The organism is Polymorphospora sp. NPDC050346 (genome assembly GCF_040655695.1).
GTDB classification, from domain to species: Bacteria; Actinomycetota; Actinomycetes; order Mycobacteriales; family Micromonosporaceae; genus Polymorphospora; species Polymorphospora lycopeni.
In genome coordinates this window covers 42,112-51,366 of record NZ_JBFAKM010000046.1, presented here as the reverse complement: position 1 = coordinate 51,366, position 9,255 = coordinate 42,112, and the positions used below count along the sequence as shown (strand labels likewise).

The window sequence follows — 9,255 nt, the reverse complement described above, 5'->3', positions numbered from 1 at the left end:
TCCGTCGGGAAGCAACTCTACTGGCTCTGGCCCCGGGGTGGACCACGCACAGAGCGAGTCGCCACACGCGGGCCTGGCCGGGCCGGAAGCTACGTGCAAGTAGGACCGTCACCGCAGGCCGGATAGGACAGTTGTACGGCTACGGGATCCGACTTTCCGGACGGCCCCGACTTCGGTCGAGCGGCATTTTGGAGCCGTTGTGCACGCCCACTGCATTGCGGACCAGACCTCGTCAGTCATCGATGCGGCACGGGCGGCGACCAGGGTCGTACCGGCAGCCACGGTTTACCGGGCCGACGTCAACAGATTCTCATGAGTCGATATCACGCTCCGCAATATCGAGCGGAACGCGAACCATCCTCATGCGCGGCGGGCGCGCGCCGGATCCCCGCACGCGTGGGGGTGTTCACCCTGAACAAGCCTGGTGTGTGACGAACGTCACTGGAGTTAGCCGTGACGCCTGGGGACGAAACGAAACCTCGCAGGCGTCACCATCAGTGACTACCATCCCCTCGCACGTTCGTAACGGAGCAGGTGGCTGCGGGCCGTCGGCGCCACCCGTGCGATCAGCGCCTGGGGGACCATCGCCACGCCGGACGGCGTCTACCGGGCCGGCGCCGCCTGGTCTTGACCGTCGGCTTGAGCTCCGGCTTGACCTGCTCGTCGCCGATGTCCTTGGTGGGCTTGAGGACACACGCAAGTCGAGCATCCGGGCGGGCACGGTGCCCGATCTTGCACGTATTCCGGTCCGTAACCCTCTCCAACATGAACCCAGAGGGCACCAAGCTGGGCCCAGCTTGGTGCCCTTAACCAAGAGGAGGTTGCCCCGTTGCACGATGAGACCAGCATGACGGACGAGACACGACGGCCTGGAACCGATCCACAACTCGGCAGGCACGAGGTACATCTCCAGCAGGGCCACGGCGAGTTTGGAGCACTGCTCATACTCACCAACATGGTTCTCGTCGGAGTCCCCGGGGCCTATGTCACCTCAGGATCGCTAACCGTCACCGCGCTCGCGGCTTTCGCCGTCGCACTGGTGCTCATGACCTACCTGATCCGCAGACGCGGCTCTCTACAGTAGCCACGGCTACAGCCTACAAGCTCCGAAAAGTTCTCTTGGGTCTTGCACGCATCCAAGGACTCGCCCCTCTACACAGTTGGAAGGCGGGGTTCGGCAGCGACCGAGCTCCGCCCGCGTCCCTGGCACAGGGCCGGGAACGTCTCCGCTCATCTCTCGGAAGGAGAACGCAATGGCTAGGCCATCCCTGACCCTGCGCATCGCGAGGAGACAATCTCTATGGCCCAAGGCAGGCAACGCCCCGGAGCACTGAGCGCACCGGAAGACCAAGAGTTCGACGCGTTCTTCCGGGCAAACTGGGACCGAATGATCAAGCACGTATCCCGGAAGGCGTGGGGTGCGACCATCGAGGACGTCGAAGACGCGACCTCGTACGCGATGACGCAACTCTATGAAAGGTGGTCGACCCAAGAACGGCCGACCTTGAACCCTCAGGGCTGGGTGTTCAAGGTCGCCATGAACAAACTTGCGGAAATCAGCAGGCGTCGGTCAGACGGGTGGCAACGGCACGTTACCGCTGCTCTCGCCGATGCGGCCCCCGCACCTGAGGTAGAACGTCGCGTGATCCTTCAGGACGAGACATCCCACGTGATGCATCTGATCAGCCGGCTCCCCGAAGGGCAGAGAACCGTCATGGCCTTCTTGTACGACGGCTACGCACCGACCGAGATCGCCACGATGGCCCGCCGCCCGGTCGCAACTGTGCGCTCCAACTTGCGGCACGCGCGTGCCCGCCTTACGCGGGAACTTCGCACTTACCAGAAAGAACCGCTGGCAGCAGCGGGAGGCAGCTATGCAGCAGGACATCCACTTTGACCTAGACGAGTACCTGAGCGAAGGTCCAGAACTAGCTCTAGCGCCGAACTCCGACTATGTCCGCAAGAGTGTCGAGCAGGCACTGCGAGAGGTCAAGCTAGCAGCACTGGCGAAGACTGCAACACCGCCAGATCCAATCAACTGGCCACACCATCGGCCATCGGGCCAAATCGGCTGAGGCAGGGCCAGCGAAGGTAATGTCATAAAGGACGTAAGAACGCCGCCGTCACCGTTGAACGGGTGACGGCGGCGTTCTTACGTCCATGCGCAACATCGGTTGCGGCACTCACCCGGGCAACGTCTACGCCGGGCGGCACGAGCGTCTGGCTGGCTGGACGACCGACGCGACGGGGACCGCCATGATCATGTCCTACTCGGGGCTGGTGGCCGCTTCTGCTGCGGCCTGAGCCGAAAGGAGGTCCACCAAGATTCGAAGGTCCTCTGGGGACATCTCCTGCCGTAGCGAATCCGCGATCTTGTCTGGGGTGGCGCCTAGCCGGCGGATAGCGGAGGCAACGGCGGATCTCCTAGGGCGGGCGTCTCGGTGAGCTACTGCTTCGTCATCGCCGCTGCGATTAACCGCGGTTAACTCCGCTTCAGTGGGCTGTTGCCGCCGCTTTAGCTCCTCAAGTTGCGCCTCAGCGGGCACCTGATGGAGATCGCGTACATCCCGTAGTGGAGCCTCGCCAGCTCGCACGAGCGCCTGGACATCTGGGGCCAACTTGAGGAGGTTGAGTCGTTGGGTTACCCACGGGGGGGTGCGGGAGAGTCGAGTGGCTGCCGCCTTCGCCGTACCGCACTCGGTGACCAAGAGTTGTACGGCCTGGGCTTCCTCGATTGGGTCGAGGTTCTCGCGGTCGAGGTTCTCGGCCGCCGTGGCGCTGACCCAGGCCTCGCGGCTCTCGGCCAGGCCAGGCTTGACGACGATGTCGAGGGTCGAGAGCCCCGCCAACAGTGCGGCGGCACGGCGCCGGCCGCCGGTGACCTGTACCCACTTGGCTGCACCGAGCGCTGCCTCGTGTTCGGGGTATATCCGCAAGAACACCTCGCGAGGCACAACGGCGCAGGGCTGGAGTTGCCCATGGACCTTCAGCGACTCTGCGATGCTCTCGATCTTCGACCGGTCCGCCGTCAGATCTCGGGTGTTCAGCGGGTTCGCCGCGACCTGGTGCACCCGGGCCGTACGTGGTGTCGACTCAGCGAAGCTGGGCACCCGGGCTTCTGGGAGAGTCGGCTCGCTAGCCAGGTCCGAGAGGTTCACTCGCTTCCCGGCCATGTCAGACCTCCTCCAGGCTTGATGGGCCACTCTTCGGCGGGACAGCCGCTCCCCCGCCGAACCCCATCTCCAGCGCCAGACGGAAGAAGTCCTCCCGGGCTTCCATCGCTACCCGGTTGCGGGGGTACTGGGTGACGACCAACCCTTCAGCAGAGGCCCGGGCGTGCAGCTTGTACCGCCGGATGACGGTGTTACACATCGGCCAGCCCTTGCGTTGGATGAACTGGGCCGTCTGCTTGAGGTCGGGGACCCCGTCACGCGGGTCCCAGGAGTTGACCACCACTCGGTACGGGATTCCCCGAGGGCCGATGACGGATTCGATCGTCCGTGCGGTGGGGTCGTAGCAGAGCGGCTCGGGCACCATCGGCACCAGGACGTCGTCGCACTCATCGAGCGCGGCTTGAAGGATGCGCTCGTCCTCAAGGGAACCTGGCGTGTCAACGAAGATGTGCTCGTAGTGCAAACTGCGGAGCTTGCCGAGGTCGCGTGGATCGTCGATCTGGGCGAAGTCGAACGGCAATCCTCCCTGCCGCTCCACACGGCGAGACCACCACACCGACGATGCCTGAGGGTCGGTGGATGCAACCATCACCGGGCTCTCGGGGTCACCCACCGCCTCGGCGGCCGCGCGAAGGATCGGCTCGGGGTTGACCAGTACGTCGTAGGTCACCGCACCAAGGTTGACAGCCAGCGTGGTCTTGCCGACGCCGCCTTTCTGGTTCGCGATGACATGCACCAGGGCCATGAGACGCTCCATTCCGTGTGCTTCCCGGGCCGCCGGGTGCGGGCCGCGGTACTTCGGATGACGTCATGTTATGGCGAAGCTCCCTGCTCAGAAGCTTGGCCCGCACCACGTGGGCGATTAACCGCGGTTAACCGCCTGTGGAGGATGGGACGCGGAGCCGCCACCCCGTAGGGCAACTACTACAGCAAGAACCAGCAGCTACTGGCCTCCCAACCGCCCTGGCCCCCCTGTTGCCGGTCCCCCGGCAACAGGGGATGTCGAACTGAGTTACCAGCCGGGATCGCCGGCGGCGTGCGGTCTCACGTTCGATCGAGGCGACCTCGATAGCAGCCCCGGTCGCCGATCGGCACGCCAGCGAGGAACGCCTCGTACCCAGCCTCGGCCAAGCAGCGCATCAGCAGGGTGCGTCGGTTTCCCCAGCTGAGGGTCGCCGGGGCACCGGTCCGGATGGCGCGGTCGGCGACCGCAGGCCAGGCCGGGCCAGCGGCGGCAGGCACGCTGTCGGCCATGCCGACGGCCCGGCCGATCTTGGGGTAGTCGGCGCCGGCCTATGCGCGGTGGCGCGCACATCACATGCTCGGCCGCTCAGCTCCCCGCCCCGAACGCCGAGCAGAAAACTCCGGCCGCTCCGCGAGTCCGATGCCGCCTCGGCGTAACCGCCGGCCCACACGTCAGGGGTCCACAGCCGAGGGCACGGCATCTCGGGATCTTTGGGCGTCGTTGTTCACGAGCTTCGGCCGGCTGGGTGCTGGATCTGGAGACGGCGGACGGATGAGCTGGCGGCGCAGGCGAGAGCCCCGATGAGGGTCAGGGTCGAGGCATATAGGAACGCTGTTCGCAGGCCGGCTTGATCGGTGATGAACGCTGCTGCGGCGATGGAGAGCGGGGCCGTGCCGATGGTGGCGATTCCGAACAAGCTCATCAGACGGCCTAGGAGGTCGGGAGGTGTGGTGGTCTGGATGAGGGGGATGACGATGCCACCGACAATGCCGCCGACTACACCGATTCCGAAGGAGAGGGCCAGCACGAGGGAGCGGTTGTGGGCGCCGGCGAACAGCGCCAAGACAATTGCGCCGGTCAGGGCTGCGCCGGGGATGAGTAGTCCGGGCCGGTTGATGCGGCGTGCGGTGATGAGGACGAGGGCTGCTATGGCGGCACCGGCGCCGAACGCGGCGACCAGCCAACCCAGTCCTTGCGCGCCCCAGCCACGGTCCGCGGCGAGACTGGGGAAGGCGGTGTTGATCACACCGTTGACGGCGAACTCCAGGAGAGCGACCAGCAGCAGCAGGTTGCGGGTGACGGGCTCGGTCAGGGCGTAGCGCAGACCATCAATAATCTGCCGAATCATGCCCTCGCGGTCGGGCTGGTCGGACTGGTCGGTACGGACTTTGAGCAGGGCTAGGGCGCCCGCGGACAGTGTGAAGGCTGCCACGTTCACAGTGAAGGCCAGGGAGGTCCCGCCGATAGTGAGCAGCAGGCCACCCAGTGGCGCTCCGACTAGGAGTGCGGCCCTGGTGCCGAGCGCTCGGATGTTCTGCACGCGGACGAGTTGAGTGGAGGGTACGACGCGCGGGGCGAGTGAACCGGTGGCGGGATAGAACAGCGCATCGATGGCGCCGAAGACTGCCGCCAGGGTCATCAGCAGCGCGATCGAACTGTGGCCGGCCAGGGCGGTGACTGCCACGATCATCAGCAGAGCGCGGAGAATGTCGCTGCTGACCGCGATACGGCGGGGGCCAAGCCGGTCGACAACGGCGCCTCCGACCAGCATCAGCAGTGCGCGTGGTACGGCGCCTGCCACCAGAACCAGGCCGACACCTTTCGGGCCGCCCGCCTGGACGGCGGTCCAGGCCATGGCCAGGAAGAAGATCTGATCACCGATCAGCGAGACCGGTTCGGCCGTCAGCCAGAGCGCCAGCCTCCACATGGGCTGCGGTGTGGGCGTAGGGGTGGAGGGCGCAGTCCTCGGCTCGGTGTCAGTCATGACACGTCATCTCGTCGGGAACGCATGGATGAACACGAAGATGTCGCGAGCCCCGGGAGCGGCGGCGTCCGGCTCGCTCGCGGGTGGGCGCTGGTTGCGGAACTTCAGCAGGGTGGCGGACAGTTCCTCACGCAGCAGGTTGGCCTCGGCGGCAGTTAGGGTCAGTATCATGTCGGTGCCGAACGCCGCCGAACGGAACTCGTCGGAGGGATCCGGACCAGAGTCGAAGAACTCCTGCAGCCGCTCGACGTGGATGCCCGCTTGGGCGCGGTGAAGCACTTCGAGACTACTGACCGTGTCGGTGCCTAGTTCGGCTGGGTTGAAGGAGAACCCGCGGGCAGACTGCTTCCAATGCCGCTCGCGGCCCCGGCTGGGTGCTTCGGCATCCTCCTCGAGGACACCGAGTTCGGCCATGCGCGACAAATGGTAGAAGGCCAGCTGGGCGGTCGTCCCAATATCTTTGGCCAGCGTCGTAGCCGTCGCGGAACCACGTTTCGCCACGGCGTAGTACAGGCGTAGGCGCAGTGGATGGGAGAAGGACTTCAAGACCTCCACCTGATCCACGCGTCGAGGCTGCTGCTCGTCCACGGTGTGGACGATACGTCAAGATTCACCTTGATTCAAGAAATCCTTAATAACTCTCGGGGCTGTCGGATTCCTTTCAAGGAAGCTTTTACAAAAAACCTTGACTCACTGAATCACAGGCAGTTAGCTTCTCAGTGCGGACCGCAACATCGATGCTCGGCACTGGAATCACAGGGGGAGGTGATCTCCATGTACGACGACGCTCTCGTCACGACCACCGCAGGTGGCCCGCTGGAAAACCACGTGAACATTGTCTGCTGAGCCCCCTCCGGGTTCCAGATGTAAGTCCACACCGGCCGGGCGCCGCTTTTCAAAGCGGCGCCCGGTTGCTGTTAGCAGCCCGAGAACCACACGCCTGACGGAACGGGGATGTCTGCCAGATGAAGCCGGAGAAGGTAACCCGCTACAAGGTCATCAGCCGTAAGTCCTACATCGCGCCCGGCGGTGACGAGGTTCGGCTGGTGTACGCGACTCGCATCAGCAAGGTACTCCCGGTCAAGCGGGCGGTCGCCGACGACCTCGAAGCCGGCCGCGTGCCCGCCATCGGGGACCAGCAGCTAGAAGCGCTACGGCGCTATCAGCTTCTTGTACCCGCAGACGAGAACGAACTCGAGGCCGTCAACCAGCGCTTCAACTCCAACGCCGCTGACCTGGGCCGTCGCCACGTCGCCCTGCTCCCCACCGCCTACTGCAACATGGGCTGCACCTACTGCGGTCAGACCCACCGGCGTACCTCGCTGCGCGGAAACCACCGCGAAGCCGTCCGGCGCCGAGTGTTGGCGATGCTGGAGCACCCGCAGACCCGAGCTATGCGCCTGGACTGGTTCGGCGGAGAACCCTTGATGGGCTTCGCCGCCATCCGCGACCTGTCGCAGTCATTCGTGCCGGTGGTGGACCAACGGGAACTCGACTGGACCTCCGTCATCGTCACCAACGGCGCGCTACTGGACATCCGCAAGATCAAGGTTCTCGCCGAGGAGTGCCGGGTCACGCATGCGGAGATCACCATCGATGGCCCACCGGAGATGCACGACCGGCACCGGCCACTCAAGAGCGGTGAAACGTCGTTCTGGCGCATCGTCGAGGCTGTCACACAGGCTCTCGACGATGAATCCACGGCGGGAATGACATTCGGTATCCGGTCCAACGTCGATGTTCACAACGAGGACTCCATCACCGAGTTGCTCGAGCTTCTGGCCGCTCACGGGTTCGCCCACCCGCGCGTCCGGTTCGGCATCAAGCCGGTGCACTCGTGGAGTAACGATGTCAGCGCCATCGAGGTCGGCAAGCGTCACTTCGCCGACCGAGAGGCCCAATGGCTGAAGATCATGCGGCGTCTGGGGCTGAACTGCGAAATTCTCCCCCCTGCCCCCACAGAGGTGGTCTGCCCCGCGGCCTCTCGCTCGGATGAGCTGATCGCGCCGGACGGCGACGTCTTCTCCTGCAGCGAACAGCCACTAGTCGATCAACTCGCCGACACCGCGGTCGGCCACGTTACCCAGCCCTGGGCCGACAACGCAGGCCCTCGCCCGCTCGGCGCCTACGACGACTGGACGCAGGATGTCGCCGCCGGCCAACGCAGCTGCTCGTCGTGCGAGTTCTACCCGACCTGCGGCGGAGCCTGCCCGAAGCTGTGGCGCGACGGACATGTCCCCTGCCCCAGCTACAAGTTCAACACACAGCAGCGGCTCAACCTGATCGCCGACCTCAACGGCCTGACCGCCACAGTAGGAGCCGCCCGATGACCAGCCACCCCGTCCACCCCGCAGGTGCCGAGGGCGCTGAAAGACCGCGGATCCTGGTCGGCTGCTGCGGAGCCGCTTCGGTGGTGATGCTGCCCAACTACCTGGCGACCCTGCGTGCCCGGCTGGGCTGTCACATCACCGTCCTGCTGACGGCATCGGCAACCAAGTTCGTCCCGCCGCGCACCGCCGGGCTGTTCGCCGACGAGATTCTCGACTCCACCGACCCCGAGGTCCCGTTCCGAGGCAACCACGCCAAGATCGCCGCCAGCCACGACCTGATCCTGGTGCTCCCCGCCACCGCGAACCTCGTCGCCGACGTCGCGCACGGGCACGCCCCCACGCTGCTCACGGCGACCCTGCTCACCGCATCCTGCCCAGTCCTGATCGTCCCCGCGATGAACAACGTCATGTGGTCAAAACCAGCGGTTACACGCAACATCGCCCAGTGCCGGGCCGATGGGTACGAGGTGGTCGAGCCGCAATGGCGTCAGGGCTTCCAGGTCTCGAGCAAGCGCATGGTCGAGAACCCGGCGATGCCGTCGTTTTCCGAGGTCGCCGACATGGTCGACGAACGGCTGGAGAAGGCTCGAGACGAGCAGCTAGCCGCCTAGACCATCCACGACCTGGGAATCAGACTCGGCACCCTCGCCAGGCGCTCCATCGGATGCCCCGCACAGAGGCGAAGATCAGCCTGCCGGATGGCGTGGGCGTTCTTGTTGCCTTTTAACGTGACGGGCCTGTTTGAGTGCGGAACGCCAGCGTCTCTCCTGGGCGGCGGGATCCGGCGCCGCAGCGGCGTCTGGAGATGCGGCCAGCACCTCCCGGATCTCTTGCACACTCCAGCCTGCCGCGAGTAGAGCAGCCACCTGATGGGGCCAGGGCCGAGACCCGGCCGCGGGCACGTTTACGGGCTGGTTCGGTGTCGCCGAGTTTCCACGGCAGCGCGTCGACGACGCTGTCGGCGTCGGCGAGGTGGGCCTTGATGTCCGGCGGGCTGGCCATGGTGCTGATCCTCACGGTTCG

Annotated in this window: 7 protein-coding genes; 3 read left to right on the top strand and 4 right to left on the bottom strand. The window is 65.4% G+C overall.

Translation table 11 applies throughout. The annotated features are described in order from the left end of the window. Positions 1 to 1,300: 1,300 nt before the first annotated feature. A complete protein-coding gene (locus AB0I42_RS32465) occupies positions 1,301 to 1,897 on the top strand; it encodes a sigma-70 family RNA polymerase sigma factor (protein WP_357543460.1) in 597 nt (198 codons plus the stop codon). A 370-nt stretch (positions 1,898 to 2,267) separates the two neighbouring features. Here AB0I42_RS32465 and AB0I42_RS32460 read toward each other — a convergent pair whose 3' ends face one another. From AB0I42_RS32460 to AB0I42_RS32445, 4 genes are all read right to left on the bottom strand, one after another. Beyond that, a complete protein-coding gene (locus AB0I42_RS32460; protein ID WP_357543458.1) occupies positions 2,268 to 3,173 on the bottom strand; it encodes a ParB/RepB/Spo0J family partition protein in 906 nt (301 codons plus the stop codon). A gap of 1 nt (position 3,174) precedes the next feature. After that, positions 3,175 to 3,918 (bottom strand): ParA family protein, encoded by a 744-nt coding sequence (locus tag AB0I42_RS32455; protein ID WP_357543456.1) that lies wholly within the window; start codon positions 3,916 to 3,918, stop codon positions 3,175 to 3,177. 724 nt (positions 3,919 to 4,642) lie between these two features. Further along, positions 4,643 to 5,902, bottom strand: coding sequence for an MFS transporter (locus AB0I42_RS32450; RefSeq protein ID WP_357543454.1), 1,260 nt, complete (start codon positions 5,900 to 5,902; stop codon positions 4,643 to 4,645). A 6-nt stretch (positions 5,903 to 5,908) separates the two neighbouring features. Next, complete coding sequence (locus tag AB0I42_RS32445; protein WP_357543452.1) at positions 5,909 to 6,490, bottom strand: helix-turn-helix domain-containing protein; 582 nt, start codon at positions 6,488 to 6,490, stop codon at positions 5,909 to 5,911. 377 nt (positions 6,491 to 6,867) lie between these two features. Here AB0I42_RS32445 and AB0I42_RS32440 point away from each other — a divergent pair, with 377 nt between their 5' ends. Continuing rightward, positions 6,868 to 8,232, top strand: a complete 1,365-nt coding sequence (locus tag AB0I42_RS32440) for a radical SAM protein (protein ID WP_357543450.1) — start codon at positions 6,868 to 6,870, stop codon at positions 8,230 to 8,232. Continuing rightward, entirely contained in the window at positions 8,229 to 8,843 is a 615-nt protein-coding gene (locus tag AB0I42_RS32435) for a flavoprotein (protein ID WP_357543448.1), read from the top strand. The genes AB0I42_RS32440 and AB0I42_RS32435 overlap by 4 nt, the downstream gene beginning before the upstream one ends. The last annotated feature ends 412 nt before the right edge of the window (positions 8,844 to 9,255 follow it).